The following is a 17,963-nucleotide window of genomic DNA, read 5'->3' on the forward strand; positions in this document are numbered from 1 at the left end:
ATCGATCAAAAACGTCGATCGCGTCCGCTCATTCGAACTCGACGATGACTTCGTCCACCGACAGGCTGGCGCCCGGTCGGGCGACGATCTTCTTCACCTTGCCGTCCTGCTCGGCCTTGAGGACGTTCTCCATCTTCATCGCCTCGATCACGGCCAGCTTCTCGCCCGCCTTCACTTCCTGGCCTTCGGCGACCGAGACTTCGCGCAGCAGGCCGGGCATGGGCGACAGCAGGAACTTCGACAGGTCGGGCGGCAGCTTTTCCGGCATCAGCGAAAGCAGGTGGGCGGCGCGCACCGTCATCACCATCGGCTCGACCTGCAGGCCGAAGTGCGAGATGCGGTAGCGCAGGCCGCGGCGCTCGATCTGCAGGCCGATCGGCTCGCCGTTCACGGTGCCGGCGAACAGCAGGCTGCCGAAGGTCCAGTCCGACACGATGTCGTAGGTCTTGCCTTCGTGGGTGATGGCGAAGCCGCCTTCGATCGGCTGCGAGCTGACCGGGTACTGCCTGCCGCCCATCACCACCACCCAGTTGCTGGCGACCTTGCGGCCGTGGCCGGCGAGCTGGCCTTCGATCTGCACCGCGCGCTCGATGTAGCGCAGGCGGGCGAAGGTGGCGACCGCCGCGAGCAGCACCGGATCGTCGTGCGGCACCATCGAGGCATCGAAGCCCTGCGGGTATTCCTCGGCGATGAAGCCGGTGTTGAAGTTGCCCGAGCAGAAGCGCGGGTGCTGCAGCAGCGCGGCCTGGAAGGGGATGTTGGAGCTGATGCCGCGGATCACGAAGCCGTTGAGGGCGTCGCGCATGCGCTCGATCGCCTGCTGGCGGTCCTTGCCGTGCACGATGAGCTTGGCGATCATCGAGTCGTAGTACATCGAGATCTCGCCGCCTTCATACACGCCGGTGTCGACGCGCACCTGGCCGGGCACCTCCTGCGGCGCCTGGAACCTCACCAGGCGACCGGTGGACGGCAGGAAGCCGCGGAACGGGTCTTCGGCGTTGATGCGGCATTCCATCGACCAGCCGTCGATCTTCACGTCGGCCTGGGTGAGCGGCAGCTTCTCGCCGTAGGCCACGCGAATCATCTGCTCGACGAGGTCCAGCCCGGTGATCAGCTCGGTGACCGGGTGCTCGACCTGCAGCCGGGTGTTCATCTCCAGGAAGTAGAACTCCTTGGTCGCACCGCTCACGACGAACTCGACCGTACCGGCCGACTCGTAGTTCACCGCACGCGCCAGCGCCACCGCCTGCTCGCCCATCGCACGGCGCATCTCGGCGTCGACGAAGGGGCTCGGCGCCTCCTCGATGACCTTCTGGTGACGGCGCTGGATCGAGCAATCGCGCTCGTTCAGATAGACGTAGTTGCCGTGCGCATCGCCCAGCACCTGGATCTCGATGTGGCGCGGTTCGAGCACGTACTTCTCGATGAAGACGCGGTCGTCGCCGAAGGCGTTGCGTGCTTCGTTGACGCAGGAGGCGAAGCCTTCATGCGCTTCCTTGTCGTTGAAGGCCACGCGCAGGCCCTTGCCGCCACCGCCGGCGGAGGCCTTGATCATCACCGGATAGCCGATCTTCTTCGCGATCTCGACGGCCTCGTCGGGGCCCGCGATCGCATCGTTGTAGCCTGGAATGGTGTTCACGCCCGCTTCGATCGCCAGCTTCTTGGACTCGATCTTGTCGCCCATCTTGGCGACCGAGTAATGCTTCGGGCCGATGAACTTGATGCCCTCCTCTTCCAGGCGGCGCGAGAATTCGGCGTTCTCCGACAGGAAGCCGTAGCCGGGGTGCACCGCTTCGGCACCGGTCTGCTTGCACGCGGCGATGATCTTGTCCATCACCAGGTAGGATTCCTTGGACGGTGCCGGGCCGATGCACACGGCCTCGTCCGCCAGTTCGACGAACAGCGCGTCCTTGTCCGCTTCCGAATGCACGGCGACGGTGGCGATGCCCATCTTGCGGGCGGTCTTGATGACGCGGCAGGCGATTTCACCGCGGTTGGCGATCAGTATCTTCTTGAACATTGATGTTTTCCTCGTGCGCGGATCAGAGCGGGATGTTGCCGTGCTTGCGCCACGGGTTTTCCAGTTCCTTGTCCTTGAGCATCGCCAGCGAGCGGCACACGCGCTTGCGCGTCTCGTGCGGCATGATGACGTCGTCGATGAAGCCGCGCGCGCCGGCCACGAAGGGGTTGGCGAAGCGGGTCTTGTACTCGGCCTCGCGCTCGGCGATCTTGGCCGGGTCGTTCTTTTCCTCGCGGAAGATGATCTCCACCGCGCCCTTGGGCCCCATCACCGCGATCTCGGCCGAGGGCCAGGCGAAGTTCACGTCGCCGCGCAGGTGCTTGGAGCTCATCACGTCGTAGGCGCCGCCGTAGGCCTTGCGGGTGATGATGGTGACCTTGGGCACCGTGCATTCGGCGTAGGCATACAGCAGCTTGGCGCCGTGCTTGATGATGCCGCCGTATTCCTGCGCGGTGCCGGGCATGAAGCCGGGCACGTCGACCAGCGTCACCACCGGAATGTTGAAGGCGTCGCAGAAGCGCACGAAGCGCGCGGCCTTGATCGAGCTCTTGATGTCCAGGCAGCCGGCCAGCACCAGCGGCTGGTTGGCGACGATGCCCACCGGCGAGCCTTCCATGCGGGCGAAGCCGATGATGATGTTCTTGGCGTAGTCGGGCTGCAGCTCGAAGAAGTCGCCGTCGTCGACCATCTTGACGATCAGTTCCTTCATGTCGTACGGCTGGTTGGGGTTGGCCGGCACCAGCGTGTCGAGCGAATGGTCCAGGCGGTCGGCCGGGTCGATGGCGGGCACCGCGGGCGGCTTCTCGCGATTGCTGGCGGGGATGAAGCCGACCAGGCGGCGGGTCATCATCAGCGCTTCGACGTCGTTCTCGAAGGCGAGGTCGGCCACGCCCGACTTGGTGGTGTGGGTCACGGCACCGCCCAGTTCCTCGGCGGTCACTTCCTCGTGCGTCACCGTCTTCACCACTTCGGGGCCGGTCACGAACATGTAACTCGAATCCTTCACCATGAAGATGAAGTCGGTCATCGACGGGCTGTACACCGCGCCGCCGGCGCACGGCCCCATGATCAGCGAGATCTGCGGCACGACGCCGGACGCGAGCACGTTGCGCTGGAACACGTCGGCATAGCCGCCGAGCGAATCGACGCCTTCCTGGATGCGCGCGCCGCCCGAGTCGTTGAGGCCGATCACCGGCGCGCCGACCTTCATCGCGTGGTCCATGACCTTGCAGATCTTCTCGGCGTGGGTTTCGGACAGCGAGCCGCCGAACACGGTGAAGTCCTGCGAGAACACGAACACCAGGCGGCCGTTGACCGTGCCGTAGCCGGTCACGACACCATCGCCCGGCGTGTGGTCTGCGCTCATGCCGAAATCGTTGCAGCGGTGCTCCTTGAACATGTCCCATTCTTCGAAACTGTCGTCGTCGAGCAGCAGCTGGATACGTTCGCGGGCGGTCAGCTTGCCCTTGGCGTGCTGGGCGTCGATGCGCTTCTGGCCGCCACCGAGGCGGGCCTTCTCGCGCTTCTCCTCCAACTGGCGAATGATGTCTTGCATTGATGATCTCCTGTCAGATCGTATGGATCGGGTACCCACGGCCCCCGTTTGCTTCGATTCAAAGATGGCCGAGCAGGCGCTGCGCGGCGATCGAGGGCGTGGTGCCGCCCTCCTGCACCGCGCGCGCAAGTTCGGGCAACTCCTGCTTCACCAGCGGGTGGTTGCGGAAGCGGCTGCGCAAGCCTGCGTCGATCAGTTCCCACATCCACGCCATGGCCTGCTGCTGGCGCTTGGCGGCGAACTCGCCCGAGGCCGTCAGCGCCTTGCGGTAATCCGTCACCGCGGTCCAGAAATCGGCAATGCCCTGCTTGTGCAGCGCCGACAGCGTCAGCACCGGCACCGCCCAGTTGGAACTGGCCGGGCGCAGCATGTGCAGCGCGGTCTTGATCTGCGAGCGGGCGCGCATCGCCGCGGCAGGGTCGATGTCGGCCTTGTTGATGACGATCAGGTCGGCGATCTCCATGATCCCCTTCTTGATCGCCTGCAGGTCGTCGCCGGCATTGGGCAGCTGCAGCAGGCAGAAGATGTCGGTCATGCCGGCCACCGCGGTTTCGCTCTGGCCGACACCGACGGTCTCGACGATGATCACGTCGAAGCCGGCCGCCTCGCACACCAGCATCGATTCACGCGTCTTCTCGGCCACGCCGCCCAGGCTGCAGGCCGACGGGCTGGGGCGGATGAAGGCGGCGGGGTTCTGGCTGAGCAGTTCCATCCGCGTCTTGTCGCCGAGGATCGAGCCGCCGGTGACCGAGGACGAAGGGTCCACCGCCAGCACGGCGACGCGCAGCCCCTGTTCGATCAGATACAGCCCCAGCGCTTCGATGAAGGTCGACTTGCCCACTCCCGGCACGCCGGAGATGCCGACCCGCATCGCCCTGCCGGTATGCGGCAGCAGGGCTTCGAGCACGCGCTGGGCGCGCAGCTTGTGGTCTTCGCGCTGCGATTCGATCAGCGTGATGGTCTTGGCCAGCGGACGCAGCTGGCCCGCGGTCACGCCATCGACGAGGCTGCGATCGGCGGCATCGAGACCGGTGTTCGCGGCATTCGTCGGGGGTGGCAATTCAGGCATGTTCATCGGCATCGGGACTGCGGGTGCATCGGTCGGCGCGTGCCGCGTGCGGCGGTTGAACCGCACGCGGCCATCGGCATGCGCCGGCTCAGGCGCTCTTGCGGGCGGCGCGGATCTGCTTCAGCACCTCGCGGGCGGCGGTCGGAATCGGCGTGCCCGGGCCGAAGATGCCCTTGGCGCCAGCAGCATACAGCGCATCGTAGTCCTGCGCCGGAATCACGCCGCCGACGAAGGTGATGATGTCCTCGGCGCCCAGCTTCTTCAGTTCGTTGACGATCTGCGGCACCAGGGTCTTGTGGCCGGCGGCCAGGCTGGAGCAACCCACCGCATGCACGTCGTTCTCTACCGCGTGGCGGGCCGCTTCTTCCGGAGTCTGGAAGAGCGGGCCGATGTCGATGTCGAAGCCGAGGTCGGCGAAGGCCGAGGCCACCACCTTGGCGCCGCGGTCGTGGCCGTCCTGGCCGAGCTTGGCGATCATCACGCGCGGACGGCGGCCCTCTTCGGCGATGAAGGCGTCGATGTCGGCCTTCAGCGCCTTCCAGTCTTCCTGTTCTTCCACGACGGCTCCATAGACACCGGACACGGCCTGGGGGTTGGCGCGGAAACGGCCGAAGACCTTTTCCAGCGCATCCGAGACTTCGCCCACCGAGGCGCGCAGGCGGATCGCCTTCACCGTCAGGTCGAGCAGGTTGCCCTCGCCGCCCTCGGCGCACCGGGTCAGCGCATCCAGCGCGGCCTGCACCGCGGCGGCGTCGCGCGTCACGCGCATCCTGTTGAGGCGGGCGATCTGCGCTTCGCGCACCGCATGGTTGTCGATGTCGAGGATCTCGATCGGGTCTTCCTTGGCCAGCTTGTACTTGTTGACGCCGACGATGACATCCTTGCCCGAATCGATGCGCGCCTGCTTGTCGGCGGCGCACTCCTCGACCTTCATCTTGGCCCAGCCGGACTCGACGGCCTTGGTCATGCCGCCCATGGCCTCGATTTCCTCGATCAGCGCCCAGGCCTTGTCGGCCATGTCCTGGGTGAGCTTTTCCATCATGTAGGAGCCGGCCCAGGGATCGACGACGTTACAGATGTGGGTTTCTTCCTGGATGATGATCTGGGTGTTGCGCGCGATGCGGGCCGAGAACTCGGTCGGCAGCGCGATCGCTTCGTCGAGCGCGTTGGTGTGCAGCGACTGGGTGCCGCCGAACACCGCGGCCATCGCCTCGATGGTGGTGCGCACCACGTTGTTGTACGGGTCCTGCTCGGTGAGCGACCAGCCGGAAGTCTGCGAGTGGGTGCGCAGCATCATCGACTTGGCGCTCTTCGGCTCGAACTGCTTCATGATCCGCCACCACAGCAGGCGCGCGGCGCGCATCTTGGCGATCTCGAGGTAGAAGTTCATGCCCACCGCCCAGAAGAAGGACAAGCGGCCGGCGAAGGTGTCGACGTCCATGCCCGACTTGATGCCGGTGCGCACGTATTCCAGGCCGTCGGCCAGCGTGAAGGCCAGCTCGATGGCCTGGTTCGCGCCCGCTTCCTGGATGTGGTAGCCCGAGATCGAGATGCTGTTGAACTTGGGCATGTTGGCCGACGTGTACTTGAAGATGTCGGCGATGATCCGCATCGACGGCTCGGGCGGATAGATGTAGGTGTTGCGGACCATGAACTCCTTGAGGATGTCGTTCTGGATGGTCCCCGACAGCTTCTCCTGCGGCACGCCCTGCTCTTCGGCTGCGACGATGTAGCCGGCCAGGATCGGCAGCACCGCGCCGTTCATCGTCATCGATACCGAGATCTTGTCGAGTGGAATGCCGTCGAACAGGATCTTCATGTCCTCGACCGAATCGATCGCCACGCCGGCCTTGCCGACGTCGCCGGTCACGCGCGGATGGTCGGAGTCGTAGCCGCGATGGGTGGCGAGGTCGAAAGCCACCGACACGCCCTGGCCGCCGGCGGCGAGCGCCTTGCGGTAGAAGGCGTTGGACGCCTCGGCGGTGGAAAAGCCGGCGTACTGGCGGATCGTCCACGGCTTGACCGCGTACATGGTCGGCTGCGGGCCGCGCAGGAAAGGTTCGAAGCCGGGCAGCGTGTCGGCGTGCGGCAGGTTCTCGGTGTCGGCCTTCGTATACAGCGGCTTGACCGTCAGGCCTTCGGGCGTGATCCAGTTGAGCTTTTCGATGTCGCCGCCGGGGGCATGCTTGGCGGCGGCCTTTTTCCAGGCCTCCGGATCGGGCTGGGGGTAGATAGGCTCATTGGCGTTCGACATGGAAACCTCTTGGACTCAGGCGCCGCAATTGCGGCAGTTCAATATCAGGGTGGCGGCGCAGCCCGGTCGGCGCTTGCGGCGACGGAGCCGCTCGCGGCGCGATGCCACGAGCGGCCGTCGACGCCCCGTCGCACTGCACGGCCCCTCTCCTGTCGCCAGCTCATGGTCCGGCGCCTCCCATGCCGTGCAGCGTGAGGGAGTGACTGGTTGCAAACCTTGAATAATACTTTATCCATAATTATGAACGCAAACACGATGCAACAGGGCGATAATGGCCATCTCCAAAACCGGCCAAGACACGGTAAAAACACACTCCGTCCACATTCCACCCATGAAAGCATCCCGTATCGCTCCACTCGCCCTCTACCAGGAAGTCGCCGAACGCCTGCGCGAACGGATCTTCTCGCATGAACTCCCTCCCGGCACCTGGGTGGATGAACAGGCGCTGGCCGAGCATTACGGCATCTCGCGCACGCCGTTGCGCGAGGCGCTGAAAGTGCTCGCGTCCGAGGGGCTGGTGACCCTCAAGCCGCGCCGCGGCTGCTACGTGACCGAGATCTCCGAACGCGACCTGGACGAAGTGTTCTCCGTCATGGCCCTGCTCGAAGGGGAATGCGCGCGCACGGTCGTAGCCCGCGCGAGCGACAAGCAGCTGGAAGAGCTCGAGACGATACATGCGGAACTCGAGCGCGCCGCCGCAGCCCAGGACATCGAAGGCTTCTTCGAAGCCAACCAGTGCTTTCACCGCGCCATCCAGGAGTTCGCCGACAATCACTGGCTGCTGCACGTGATCGAGGACCTGCGCAAGGTCATCAAGCTCTCGCGCCATCACTCGCTGTTTTCGGAAGGGCGGCTCGAGCAATCGCTGGCCGAGCACCGCGCCATCCTCGGTGCACTGATGGCCCGCGACGCCGACGCGGCCGAGTCCCTGATGCGCGCCCACATCCGCAACGGCCGCGAGGCCGTGGCACGCATCGCGGCCGCGAGGACGAAGCAGCCCGAGCGCATCGCAACGCTGGGCGGTTAGGCGGGGCACCGCCAGCCCTCATCATTGGCATGGCCGAAATACCGCCTTCAACCGGATTGCATCAGGCGGCAAGACAGCGTCACCCGTGACGGGCGCATCCGGCATGGTCGGAAATCGATGTCGGCTTTCTTTACACCGAGAGCATCCGAATCTCATGCCAAAAAATAAATCATTTATTTCCAATGCTTTGGAAAGCATGGCACGGTACATGCTTGAATGAGCTGGCATTTCCATCAACGCTCCTGAGCCACTTGAACAGGTACCAAAAAGTCATGAAAAAAACCGCTTTTGCCATCGCTCTCGCCACCCTGGCTGCCGGCGCCAACGCTGCCGTGATCTCGTACGACGTTCCGCTGTCGCTGCAGACCACTGAAATCAATCAGAATCTCGGCCTTAGCCAGTTCGACTCCAGCCTTGGCACACTCAACTCGGTTTCGATTGAACTGTTCGGCCAAGCCATTTCGTCGGCTTCGATTCTCAACAGCGCAGCCCAGGCCCAGAACTTCGGCTTCACCAGCACACTGTTCCTGACTTTCTCGGGCAGCTCCATCGGCGACATCATTTCGCTCGAGTTGTTCAACACCGGCACCATCCCGGGCTCGAACGCGCTCGGCCAGATCAGCATCGCTGCCGGTCAAACCTACGACTTGGGTACAACCGATGTCAGCGACTCGGTCATCCTGAACGTTGACGCCGCAAACTTTGCTGCATTCATTGGCAGCGGCGCCCTTGATCTGCGGTGCGAAAGCCTGGTGAGCAACACCCAAGTCGGCGGCGGCGGCAACATTACCGTGACGCAAGAAACCGTTGCCGGTTGCGGCGCCAAGGTGACCTACACTTACGACGATACCCCGCCGACCAATAACGTTCCGGAACCCGGTTCGCTGGCTCTGCTGGGCCTCGGTCTGATCGGCCTCGGCGCCCTGCGTCGCAAGAAGGCCTGACAAGCCGGCCGCGACAGCGCAGCAAAAGCCGCCCTCTCGGGGCGGTTTTTTCGTCTACGGCTCACGCCGGCATCATTCGACCGGCCCCGCCTCCCGCGTCACCAGCACCTGGTCGATGCGGTAGTTATCGATATCGACGACTTCGAATTTGTAGCCCGCATAGAGTACCGAATCGGTCCGGCGCGGTACCTTGCGCAGGCGGTACATCAGGAAGCCGGCCACCGTCTCGTAGTTCTCGAAACCCTCGAAGACCTCGATATCGAGCGCCTGCATGACGTCCTCGATCGGCGTGACGCCGTCGATCAGCCAGGAGTGATCGTCGCGGCGCACGATCAGCTCTTCCTGGAAGGGGCTGACCAGATCGCCCATCACGGTGTTCATGACGTCCTGCAGCGACAGCAGGCCGACCACCAGCGCATATTCGTTGATGACCAGGGCGAAATCCTCCTTGGCGTCGCGGAAGCGCTCCAGGGCCTCGAACAGGCTCAGGGTGTCCGGCAGCATCAGGATCTTGCGCACGATCGGCTGGGTGCGCAGCGACAGATCCTGGCCCTGGACGATGCGCGGCAGGATGTCCTTGGAGTCGACGTAGCCGATCACGCTGTCGATGCCGGCCTCGCACACCGGGAACTTGCCGTGCGGGTGCTCGGCGATCTTGCGCCGGATACTCTCCTCCGATTCGGACAGGGTCAGGAAGACGATGCTCTCGCGCGCAGTCATGGCCGAGGGCACGATGCGCGAATCGAGCTCGAACACGTTGCTGATCAGGTGCTGCTCCTGGCGCAGCAGCGCGCCGGTCTGCGCACCGGCGTCGGCCATCGCGACGATGTCGTCGGCAGTGATGTCCTCGGCGCGCGCACCCGGCACCTTCAGCCAGCGGAACAAGATGTCCGCCAGGCCGTTGAACACCCACACCAGCGGCGCGAACAGCCACACGCACAGCAGCATCGGCCGCACCACGATCATGGCGATGCGCTCGGGCCTGACCATCGCCAGCCGCTTGGGCATCAGGTCGGCGAACAGCACGAACAGGGAAGTCACGAACACGAAGGACACGGCGAAGCTCAGCGTCCCCAGCATCGGGCCGTCGTACAGCGGCCGCAGCAGCGCCTCCACATGCGGCGACAGCGCCTGTTCGCCGACGATGCCGCCGAGAATGCTGACCGCGTTGAGCCCGATCTGCACCACGGTGAAGAAATTGCCCGGACTGTCCTGCAGCGCAAGCACCTGCCGGGCCTTGGCGTCGCCCCCTTCGGCCAGGAGGCGCAGCTTGACCTTGCGCGAGGCCGCCAGCGATATCTCGGACATGGACAGGAAGGCACTGACTGCGATGAGCAGCAGGATGAGCAGCAACTGATCGAGCAGCACGATGGCTCCTTCGGGATGGGGTCCCGCCGGAAGGCAAAACCAGGATGGATCGCCCGGGAGTTTATCACTCCGCCATCCTGCCCCTGCCGGAAGCCCGGCCGCACGGCGCCATGATGGCAAAAACCCGCCGCACATCGCTGTGCGGCGGGTTTTCCGATCGGCGGCGCGGAGCGGCGAAGCGCCCGCGCCGAATGCTGCATCAGTGCGCCGAAGCCGTGGCCGCGCCGACGCCCGTCTGGGCGCGCACATACTGGTCTTCGAAAGCTTCGATCTCGGCCCTGGCCTCCGTGCTGCCGTCCATCTTCGACACCAGGATGGCAGCGAGGAAGGCAAGCGGCATCGAGAACAGCGCCGGCTGGGTGTAGGGGAAGATCGGCGAGGCGAAGCCCAGCACGTCGACCCACACCGACTTCGACAGCACGACGAAGGTCACCGCGCTGAACAGGCCCAGATAGCCGCCGGCCAGCGCACCCTTGGTCGTCAGCCCCTTCCAGTACATCGACAGGATCAGCACCGGGAAGTTGGCCGACGCGGCGACGCCGAAGGCCAGCGCGACCATGAAGGCGATGTTCATCTTCTCGAAGGCCATGCCCAGCAGCACCGCGACGATGCCCAGGCCGATGGTGGCGAACTTGGAGACCTTGATCTCGGTCGCTTCGTTGGCCTTGCCCTTCATGATGACGCGAGCGTAGATGTCGTGCGAGATCGCCGACGCCCCGGCCAGCGCCAGGCCGGCCACCACCGCCAGGATGGTGGCGAAGGCCACGGCCGACAGGAAGCCCAGCAGCAGGTTGCCGCCGACGGCCTGCGCCAGGTGCATGGCGATCATGTTGCCGCCGCCGATGACCTTGCCGCCGATCTCGCCGCCTTCGAAGAACTGCGGATTCTGGCCGACGATGATGATCGCGCACACGCCCATGATGGCGATGACGTTGAAGAAGTAGGCGACGATGCCCGATGCGTACAGCACCGACTTGCGCGCCTCCTTGGCGTCGGTCACGGTGAAGAAGCGCATCAGGATGTGCGGCAGGCCGGCGGTACCGAACATCAGGCCCAGGCCGAGCGAGATCGAGGTGACCGGATCGGCCAGCAGGCTGCCGGGGTTGAGCAGCTTCTGGCCCAGCTTATGCACTTCCATCGCGCGGGTGGTCAGTTCGTCGAACGAGAAGCCGAACTGGCTGAAGGCCAGCACACCCACTGCAGTACCGCCGATCAGCAGCATGCAGGCCTTGATGATCTGCACCCAGGTCGTCGCCACCATGCCGCCGAAGGTGACGTACACCATCATCAGGATACCGACCACGAACAGCGCGATGTTGTAGTCCAGGCCGAACAGCAGCTTGATGAGCTGGCCGGCACCGACCATCTGCGCCACCAGGTAGAAGCACACCACGGTCAGCGAGCTGATCGCCGCCATCGTCCGCACCTTGCCCTGGTTGAGGCGGTAGGCGGTGATGTCGGCGAAGGTGAACTTGCCCAGGTTGCGCAGGCGCTCGGCCATCAGGAACAGGATGATGGGCCAGCCGACGAAGAAGGCCAGCATGTAGATGTAGGCGTCGACGCCCTGCATGTACATCATCGCCGTCAGGCCGAGCAGCGTGGCGGCGGACATGTAGTCGCCGGCGATCGCGAGGCCGTTCTGGAAGCCGGTGATGCCGCCGCCCGCGGTATAGAAGTCGGACGCCGACTTGGTGCGGCTGGCCGCCCAGTAGGTGATGCCGAGCGTCAGCAGCACGAACACGAAGAACATCACGATGGCGTGCAGGTTCAGCGGCTGCTTCTCCACTTCGCCGATGGCCGGCTTGGCCAGCGCGAGCGCCGGCACGGACAGCGCGAGCAGGGCCGCGCCGATACGGGATACGAATCGCTTGTTCATCATTTTTCCGCCTTCCATGCAGCCTGGACGATTTCCTTGTTGATGTCGTCGAATTCGCCGTTGGCGCGACGGACATAAACCAGGGTCAGGGCCCAGAAAACGATGAACTGCACCAGACCGGCGACGATGCCGAAAGTCCAGTTGCTGCCTTCGAACAGACGCTTGCCGATCAGCTCGGGCGCGAACGCCACCAGCAGGATGAAACCGTAAAACACCACCAGAACGATGGCCGCAAGAACCGCCGCGAAGCGGGTCCGCTTGGTCACCAGTTCCGTAAACCGCGGATTGCGCCGGATGTGCGCATAGACTGAGCTAGACACTTTCTCCCTCCTCAAGGAAAAGCAACGTTGTGAAACGCCGCCTCCTCCACCCCTCCTTTCAGCGAGCGGCCGTCTGACGCGGCGTCCCGATCCGGCGGATGATATATCATTCATAAGATTCCATACACGTCCGTATGGAAATTTTTTATTTGTTTGCACGCACATACCATGGACTCGAACATCTCGCTCGACTGCGCGGACGGCATCGCCACCATCGCGCTGAACAACCCGGCCAAGCTCAACGCGGTGAATGCGGCGATGTGGCGCGGCCTGTCCGCGGCCATGCAACGTGTGGCGAACGACCCGTCGATACGCTGCGTCATCCTGCGCGGTGTCGGCGACGAGGCTTTCGCCGCCGGCGGCGACATCGAGGAATTCCTGACCGTGCGCGCCACGGTGGACGACGCCCTGCACTATCACGAGGAACTGGTCGCCGGCGCGCTGGAGGCCGTCCGCAATTGCGCGGTGCCGACGGTGGCTGCGATCCGCGGCGCCTGCATCGGCGGAGGGCTGGAGATCGCCGGCTGCTGCGACATCCGCATCGCCGGCGAGTCGTCGCGCTTCGGCGCGCCGATCAACAGGCTGGGATTCTCGATGTATCCGGGCGAGATGGCCGGCCTGCTGGCGCTGGTCGGCCCGGCGGTGGTGCTGGAGATCCTGCTCGAGGGCCGCATCCTGGACGCGCGCGAGGCGCTGCAGAAAGGCCTGCTGTCACGCGTCGTCGATGACGGGAAGGTGTTCGGCGAAGCGGCAGCCTGCGCCGCGCGCATCCGCGCCGGCGCCCCGCTGGTCGCGCGCTGGCACAAGCAGTGGGTGAAACGGCTGATGGGCGGCACGCCGCTGTCCGAGGCGGAGAAACGCCAGGCGTTCGACTTCCTGGCGACGGACGATTACCGCGAAGGGCTGGACGCCTTCCTGAACAAGAGAACGCCCCGGTTCACGGGGCGTTGAATCCGGCTGCGAGACCAGGGGAAACGGCAGGCCTTCAACGCTCGCCGGCTTCCCTCAGCGCTGCCTGGAACAAGGCTTCCTTGTCGATCTCGAGCGGCAGCGGCGCATCCGGCGGGCAGATCGAAGCCGGGTCGATCGTCTCGTCCTCGGCGCCCAGTTCGGCCGGTGTCGGCATGTCGTCGCGCGCGATGTCGAGCGTGCTCATCAGGCTGCCCATGCCGTTGAGCGTGCGCGCCTGGGCCACGGACAGGTCGTAGCGGGCATTCACGTAGGCCCGCCGGGCCTGGAAGTATTCGTTCTCGCTGTCGAGCAGGTCGAGCAGCGTGCGCTGGCCGATGTCGAACTGGGCCCGATAGGCTTCACGCGCCTTCTCGATCGACAGCTGATGCTGGTCCAGATACGTCAATTGCTCCTGCAGGCGCTGGCTGTCGTTGTAGGCGATGGACAGCGTCTGGCGCAGATCGCGGCAGGCCTTTTCGCGCAGATCCTTGCTGATGTTCAGCTCTTCGGCCGCCTGGCGGATTCGTGCCTGATCGGCGCCGCCCCGGTACAGGTTGTAGGTGAACACGAGTTCCACCACGCCTTCGCGGGTGTTGCCCGACACGCCGTCGAGATTCCGGTCCAGCGCCTGGTGGGCCCGCAGGTCCAGACGCGGATGGTTGGCGGCGCGGCGCGCATCGACCATCGCCTGGCCGGCACGCACGTTCTCCACCGCGGCGTAGAGCGCCGGGTTGATGGTGAACGCGGTACGCAGCGCCTCATGCACCGAAGCCGGCAGCTTGTCGCGCCCGAGCACCTCGGGCAGCGCGGCCAGGGTCTCGTCGGGCACCGCGCCGACGATGCGCAGGTAGCGGGTGCCGACATCGTGCAGGTTGGACACTTCGGTCAACAGGTTCGACTCGGCCAGCGCCAGGCGCCCGCTTGCCTGCTCCAGGTCGACCCGCCGCCCCACGCCCGCATTGGCGCGTTCGGCAATCTGCTCGTGCACCCGCTTGTGCTCGACATAGTTCTGCTTGGCCAGCGCCACCAGTTCGCGGTAACGGAGCACGTCGGCATAGGCGCGCACGGATTCCAGTGCGGCGCTTTCGGACGCATCGACCAGTTCGTGGTAGCGCACCAGCCGGGCGTGGCCGAAGTGCCTGACCTGATTGCGGGTGAAGAAGCCGTCATAGACCATCTGCCTGAGCGACAGCACCGCACCGCGACGGCTGTAGGTTTCGGCATCCTCGCCCGGCCGCTTCAGCCTTTCGCGCCCGATGCCGGCGGCCAGATCGACTTCCGGCAGATAAGCGCCACGGACGGCGTCCTGCTCGGCCTCCGAGGCCTTGAAGGCGTTCCAGCGCGCCTGCACTTCGGGGTTCGACACCACCGCCTGGCGCGCCGCATCGCGCAACTGCTCCGGCACCTGAGCCACGGACAACGAAGGCAGCGCCGCCAGCACCGCGGCAGAAATCAACGTATATAGTCTTTGCATTCTTTTTGTTTCCCCATGTACTCGTCCGGCGCACATCGCGCATACGCCACGCGCATGAACCCGCAGCAAGCATCGGCAACGATGGTAATGGCCCGATCCCGAAGCATCTGCCAATTAATTAACGTCGCCGGTCAACTAAGGGCATCGCCACGGCTCCGCTGCCGCGGCGATCCACCATAATCGCCCCCCACAGTCCTCCTCCCCCGTCCATGCCCGCCACAGCCACCGCCCGCCGCCGCTCAGGACTCGCTCCGCCAGCGTTCGCGGCGTGGCTGTGCATGCTGTGCTTCAGCGCCCTTGTCGGCGCAGTCCCCGCCTTTCCGGGCTTCGACCGCATGCAGCAGATCGCGGCGCAGCGCTACGGCCAGTCGGCGGTGAAAGCTGTCCTCGCCTGGCGGCAACTGCTCGACGATCTGCAGCAGGAAGGGCATTCCGTCGAAGACAAGCTCAGCCGGGTGAATGCCTTCTTCAATGCGCGCCTCCGCTTCGACGACGACATCGCGGTATGGCGCGTGGCCGACTACTGGGCGACACCGCTCGAAGCGCTGGCCCGCGCCGCCGGCGACTGCGAGGACTTCGCCATCGCCAAGTACATGACGCTGCGCCTGCTCGGCATCGACGACAGCCGCCTCCGCCTGATCTACGTGCGCGCCCGCATCGGCGGACCGGACAGCCAGGTATCGCAGGCCCACATGGTTCTGGGCTACTACCCCGAACCAAGCGCGGAACCGCTGATCCTCGACAACCTGATCCGCGACATCCGGCCGGCCGCACGGCGCCCCGATCTCTTCCCGGTATTCAGCTTCAATGCCGATGGCCTGTGGGTCGCCGGCGCCCTGCAGCCGTCGGCCGCCCCTGGCGCCCGGCTGTCGCGCTGGCGCGACGTGCTCGACCGCGCCCGCGCCGAAGGCCTCGTCCTTCCCGGCAAACAGCCATGAACGCCCTTTCTTCCGGAGCCACCGCACCATGTCCCTGATCAAGCAACTCTGGCTCGCGATCGCCCTGGTCACCGCGCTATCGCTCGGTGGCAGTTTCATCGTCAGCACCTTGTCGGCCCGCCACTACCTGCAACAGGAACTGGCGCTCAAGAACATGGACAACGCCACCTCGCTGGCCCTGTCCCTGTCGCAGATGCCCAAGGATGGCGTCACCGTCGAACTGCAGATCGCCGCCCAGTTCGACACCGGGCACTATCGCCTGATCCGTCTGACGGGCCCGGGCGGCGACGTGCTCGTCGAACGCGAATACGGCGGCGAGGCGGCAAAAGCGCCACACTGGTTCATGGCGCTGGTACCGATCGAAACCCGTGCCGGCATCGCCCAGGTACAGGACGGCTGGCACCAGTTCGGTACGCTTCAGGTCGAGACGCACGACCGCTACGCCTACGATTCGCTGTGGACGTCCACCCAGCAGTTGCTGTGGTGGTTCCTGGGCAGCGGACTGCTGGCCGGACTGATCGGCACCTTCGCGCTGAAACGGCTCACCCGTCCGCTCGAAAGCATGGTCGAGCAGGCGGAAGCCATCGGCAACCGCCGCTTCATCACCATTCCCGAGCCGCGCACGCTGGAGTTCCGCAGCGTCGTGCGCGCCCTGAACGCCTTGTCCGAACGCATCCGCACGATGCTGACCCAGGAATCGCAAAGACTGGAGCAGTTGCGCCGCCAGACCCAGCACGACGAGCTGACCGGCCTGTTCAACCGCTCGCAGTTCCTGAATCAGCTCGATGCCGCCCTGTCGCGCCACGACGCCGATGCCAGCGGCTTCATCTACGCGCTGCGGATCACCAGCCTGGCCGAACTGAACCGGCACGCCGGGCGCGCCAGGGTGGACGAAACGCTCGTTCGGCTCGCTGCCGCGCTGCGCGCCTTCCCTCTCCCCGCCGCCCGGCTCGACCATGGCCGCCTGAACGCATCCGAGTTCGCACTCCTGGCCCAGGGCGAAGGCGAAGACAGCCTCGGCATGCTCGACACACTGACCGCGCAATTGCATGCGCTCGTGCGCGAACAATTGCCGGAAGCGGAGCTCTTCGCCGCGAGCGCCCACTACACCGCTGGCGAAGCGCGCGGCCCCTTGCTGGCATCTCTCGATGGCGCCCTCGCCAGGGCTGAACAGAGCGGCGCCCGCCACACCGTGATCGCCGACGCACGGCCGCCGCTATACACCAGCGCCGATGCCTGGCGGACGGCCATCGTGAAAGCGCTGGAGCACGGCGGCCTGGCCCTGCATCGCTTTCCGGTGCTCGACATGGCGGGGCAGGTGATCCATTACGAATCTCCGGTCCGGCTCTGCCTGGCAGGCGACTGGCTCAATGCCGGACAATTTCTGCCCTGGGCCGCCCGCTGCGGCCAGGCCGAGCGGATCGATGCGCAGGTGCTCGCCACGGCCTGCGAAACACTCGCCAGGGATCCTGCCTGCCCGGGGCTGTCAATCAATCTGTCCACCGAGGCGCTCGGCCACACCAGCATGCGCGAGAGCTTCATCGCCACGCTGCAGGCCCATCGCCAGATCGCGCGCCGGCTGTGGGTGGACGTGCAGGAAAGCTCCGCGCTGCGCCACCCGACCGAGTTCCGCATGCTCTGCACCGCATTGAGCGCGCTCGGCTGCAAAGTCGGGCTGAAGCATGCCGGACAGGATTTTGCCCACATCCCCGGGCTGCACGAACTGGGGCTCGATTACATCAAGATCAGCGCAGCCTTCATCCGCGACATCGACCACACACCGGGCAATCAGACCCTGGTACACAGCTTATGCACGCTCGCCCACTCCATCGGGCTGACGGTGATTGCCGAAGGCGTCGGCAATCCCGGCGAAGCCTCGACCCTGGCCGGGCTCGGACTGGACGGCATGACCGGACCCGGCCTGCCGGCCGCGCCCGATCGAACCATGCCCGGCTCGCGGTGACGGCAGCGCCTTTCTTTGCGTGATCGAGGAACACGGTCACGCTTCACGACGGCAGCTGCATGCCAGAATTCCGGGTGTGGCCGGCACTTCCCGGCGACACCCGGCCGATGCCACCGACATCGCATCGAGCCGTACCCGGACGTGCCTGATTCACCATTTCTTTCTGAAAGGTTGCCTGACTCGTGGCTGAAGGATCTGTAGCGG

The 17,963-nt window shown here is 65.3% G+C and carries 13 protein-coding genes; 5 read left to right on the forward strand and 8 right to left on the reverse strand.

The window, feature by feature from the left end; translation table 11 throughout:
* Positions 1–28: 28 nt before the first annotated feature.
* The 4 genes from accC to scpA form a co-directional block, all read right to left on the reverse strand.
* Complete coding sequence (gene accC, locus TBU01S_RS06695) at positions 29–2,020, reverse strand: acetyl-CoA carboxylase biotin carboxylase subunit (RefSeq protein WP_068635867.1); 1,992 nt, start codon at positions 2,018–2,020, stop codon at positions 29–31.
* A 22-nt stretch (positions 2,021–2,042) separates the two neighbouring features.
* Complete coding sequence (locus TBU01S_RS06700) at positions 2,043–3,575, reverse strand: acyl-CoA carboxylase subunit beta (RefSeq protein WP_068635868.1); 1,533 nt, start codon at positions 3,573–3,575, stop codon at positions 2,043–2,045.
* 58 nt (positions 3,576–3,633) lie between these two features.
* A complete protein-coding gene (gene meaB / locus TBU01S_RS06705; protein WP_068635974.1) occupies positions 3,634–4,656 on the reverse strand; it encodes a methylmalonyl Co-A mutase-associated GTPase MeaB in 1,023 nt (340 codons plus the stop codon).
* A gap of 76 nt (positions 4,657–4,732) precedes the next feature.
* Positions 4,733–6,898: a methylmalonyl-CoA mutase gene (scpA, locus tag TBU01S_RS06710; RefSeq protein WP_068635869.1), complete on the reverse strand. Its 2,166-nt coding sequence runs from the start codon at positions 6,896–6,898 to the stop codon at positions 4,733–4,735.
* A 331-nt stretch (positions 6,899–7,229) separates the two neighbouring features.
* Between scpA and TBU01S_RS06715 the strand changes: the two genes are divergently transcribed.
* Together TBU01S_RS06715 and TBU01S_RS24730 are read left to right on the forward strand one after the other, a co-directional pair.
* Entirely contained in the window at positions 7,230–7,925 is a 696-nt protein-coding gene (locus tag TBU01S_RS06715) for a GntR family transcriptional regulator (protein ID WP_068635870.1), read from the forward strand.
* A 272-nt stretch (positions 7,926–8,197) separates the two neighbouring features.
* Positions 8,198–8,869 (forward strand): choice-of-anchor E domain-containing protein, encoded by a 672-nt coding sequence (locus tag TBU01S_RS24730; protein ID WP_068635871.1) that lies wholly within the window; start codon positions 8,198–8,200, stop codon positions 8,867–8,869.
* 72 nt (positions 8,870–8,941) lie between these two features.
* Here TBU01S_RS24730 and paeA read toward each other — a convergent pair whose 3' ends face one another.
* From paeA to TBU01S_RS06735, 3 genes are all read right to left on the reverse strand, one after another.
* Positions 8,942–10,234, reverse strand: coding sequence for a polyamine export protein PaeA (paeA, locus tag TBU01S_RS06725; RefSeq protein ID WP_418648937.1), 1,293 nt, complete (start codon positions 10,232–10,234; stop codon positions 8,942–8,944).
* 202 nt (positions 10,235–10,436) lie between these two features.
* Positions 10,437–12,113, reverse strand: a complete 1,677-nt coding sequence (locus TBU01S_RS06730; protein WP_068635975.1) for a cation acetate symporter — start codon at positions 12,111–12,113, stop codon at positions 10,437–10,439.
* The gene (locus TBU01S_RS06735; protein ID WP_068635873.1) at positions 12,113–12,433 is read right to left on the reverse strand and encodes a DUF485 domain-containing protein; all 321 of its coding nucleotides are present in this window, start codon (positions 12,431–12,433) and stop codon (positions 12,113–12,115) included. Before TBU01S_RS06735 ends, TBU01S_RS06730 begins: the two co-directional genes overlap by 1 nt.
* A 168-nt stretch (positions 12,434–12,601) precedes the next feature.
* On the opposite strand from TBU01S_RS06735, the gene TBU01S_RS06740 reads away from it, so the two are divergent.
* The gene (locus TBU01S_RS06740; protein WP_068635874.1) at positions 12,602–13,384 is read left to right on the forward strand and encodes an enoyl-CoA hydratase/isomerase family protein; all 783 of its coding nucleotides are present in this window, start codon (positions 12,602–12,604) and stop codon (positions 13,382–13,384) included.
* A 34-nt stretch (positions 13,385–13,418) separates the two neighbouring features.
* On the opposite strand, the gene TBU01S_RS06745 is transcribed toward TBU01S_RS06740, so the two are convergent.
* Entirely contained in the window at positions 13,419–14,858 is a 1,440-nt protein-coding gene (locus TBU01S_RS06745; RefSeq protein WP_068635875.1) for a TolC family outer membrane protein, read from the reverse strand.
* Positions 14,859–15,136: 278 nt separating this feature from the next.
* On the opposite strand from TBU01S_RS06745, the gene TBU01S_RS06750 reads away from it, so the two are divergent.
* The gene (locus TBU01S_RS06750) at positions 15,137–15,796 is read left to right on the forward strand and encodes a transglutaminase-like cysteine peptidase (RefSeq protein ID WP_169802956.1); all 660 of its coding nucleotides are present in this window, start codon (positions 15,137–15,139) and stop codon (positions 15,794–15,796) included.
* 28 nt (positions 15,797–15,824) lie between these two features.
* Entirely contained in the window at positions 15,825–17,759 is a 1,935-nt protein-coding gene (locus TBU01S_RS06755; protein WP_068635876.1) for a bifunctional diguanylate cyclase/phosphodiesterase, read from the forward strand.
* Positions 17,760–17,963: the final 204 nt, after the last annotated feature.

This window comes from Thauera butanivorans NBRC 103042, assembly GCF_001591165.1.
GTDB classification, from domain to species: domain Bacteria; phylum Pseudomonadota; class Gammaproteobacteria; order Burkholderiales; family Rhodocyclaceae; genus Thauera; species Thauera butanivorans.

Bases quoted from the DNA above. Each gene is read 5' to 3' on its own strand.
- accC (WP_068635867.1), bottom strand. From the start codon at position 2,020: ATGTTCAAGAAGATACTGATCGCCAACCGCGGTGAAATCGCCTGCCGC.
- TBU01S_RS06700 (WP_068635868.1), bottom strand. From the start codon at position 3,575: ATGCAAGACATCATTCGCCAGTTGGAGGAGAAGCGCGAGAAGGCCCGC.
- meaB (WP_068635974.1), bottom strand. From the start codon at position 4,656: ATGCCGATGAACATGCCTGAATTGCCACCCCCGACGAATGCCGCGAAC.
- scpA (WP_068635869.1), bottom strand. From the start codon at position 6,898: ATGTCGAACGCCAATGAGCCTATCTACCCCCAGCCCGATCCGGAGGCC.
- TBU01S_RS06715 (WP_068635870.1), top strand. From the start codon at position 7,230: ATGAAAGCATCCCGTATCGCTCCACTCGCCCTCTACCAGGAAGTCGCC.
- TBU01S_RS24730 (WP_068635871.1), top strand. From the start codon at position 8,198: ATGAAAAAAACCGCTTTTGCCATCGCTCTCGCCACCCTGGCTGCCGGC.
- TBU01S_RS06730 (WP_068635975.1), bottom strand. From the start codon at position 12,113: ATGAACAAGCGATTCGTATCCCGTATCGGCGCGGCCCTGCTCGCGCTG.
- TBU01S_RS06740 (WP_068635874.1), top strand. From the start codon at position 12,602: ATGGACTCGAACATCTCGCTCGACTGCGCGGACGGCATCGCCACCATC.
- TBU01S_RS06745 (WP_068635875.1), bottom strand. From the start codon at position 14,858: ATGCAAAGACTATATACGTTGATTTCTGCCGCGGTGCTGGCGGCGCTG.
- TBU01S_RS06750 (WP_169802956.1), top strand. From the start codon at position 15,137: ATGCTGTGCTTCAGCGCCCTTGTCGGCGCAGTCCCCGCCTTTCCGGGC.
- TBU01S_RS06755 (WP_068635876.1), top strand. From the start codon at position 15,825: ATGTCCCTGATCAAGCAACTCTGGCTCGCGATCGCCCTGGTCACCGCG.